This window comes from Thalassospira sp. UBA1131 (assembly GCF_002311515.1).
Lineage (GTDB): Bacteria > Pseudomonadota > Alphaproteobacteria > Rhodospirillales > Thalassospiraceae > Thalassospira.
Window position 1 is genome coordinate 13,635 of the sequence record NZ_DCAO01000134.1, and the last position, 909, is coordinate 14,543.

Below are 909 nucleotides of genomic sequence, written 5' to 3' on the forward strand. Positions count from 1 at the left end.
TGTGATGTCGCGGTGTTTGCCGGGACATGAACATGCAGGCCAGCCTGTTTTTCCAGATATACGGTACAAATCACGCGCACAAGCGATGCGAAATTCGGGATGTCACCGCGTTGGGCGACGACCTCGTCGTGGATTTTACCGAGAAACTGCGGGGTGCTGAAACCTTCACCCGCGGCGATTTCATCAAGAATCTGCCAGAAACGCAGCTCCAGGCGCAGACTTGTGACAACGCCGTTAATCCGCACAGACCGGCTGACAGACTGATAAAGTTCCGGGTCAGTTCCAGAATAAATCTGACACATTTGAACGCCCTTTCCTGTTTGTGCCGCCGTTACGAGATGTGCAGCGGTTTTCTTTTTGTTTGGCGCAATGGTCGATCAAATGGCGCCCAAACGCAATCACCGTTTGGGCGCCGATAGATTACAAATTGATTTCAGTGCCAAGAACCTTGAGGAAAGCCGCCATCCATTTCGGATGTGCCGGCCAAGCCGGTGCGGTTACTAGATTGCCGTCGATGCAGGCATCATCAATGGCGATGTCGGCATAGGTGCCGCCGCCAAGTTTGACTTCCGGTGCGCAGGCCGGATAGGCGGAAACCTTGCGACCCTTGATGATATCGGCGGCTGCAAGAAGTTGAGCGCCATGGCAGACAGCAGCGATCGGTTTGTTGGCGGCATGGAAATCACGCACCAGACGAATGACATCTTCGTTCAGGCGCAGATATTCCGGTGCACGACCGCCGGGGATGACAAGCGCGTCATAGTTTTCGGCACGCGCCGTTGCAAAATCGGCATTCAGGGCAAAGTTGTGGCCGCGCTTTTCGCTATAGGTCTGATCACCTTCGAAATCATGGATGGCCGTTGCAACCGTATCGCCGGCATTCTTGTCCGGGCAAACGGCGTCGACATG

General features: G+C 54.8%; 2 protein-coding genes. Both read right to left on the reverse strand.

Features of this window, described 5'->3' with window-relative positions; genetic code table 11:
* A partial coding sequence (locus B3Z49_RS21900; protein WP_296994976.1) for a ribbon-helix-helix domain-containing protein occupies window positions 1–302 on the reverse strand: 302 nt, incomplete at its 3' end.
* Between the two features lie 118 nt (window positions 303–420).
* The coding region (locus B3Z49_RS21905; protein ID WP_296994979.1) for a DJ-1/PfpI family protein at window positions 421–909 on the reverse strand (489 nt) is incomplete at its 5' end.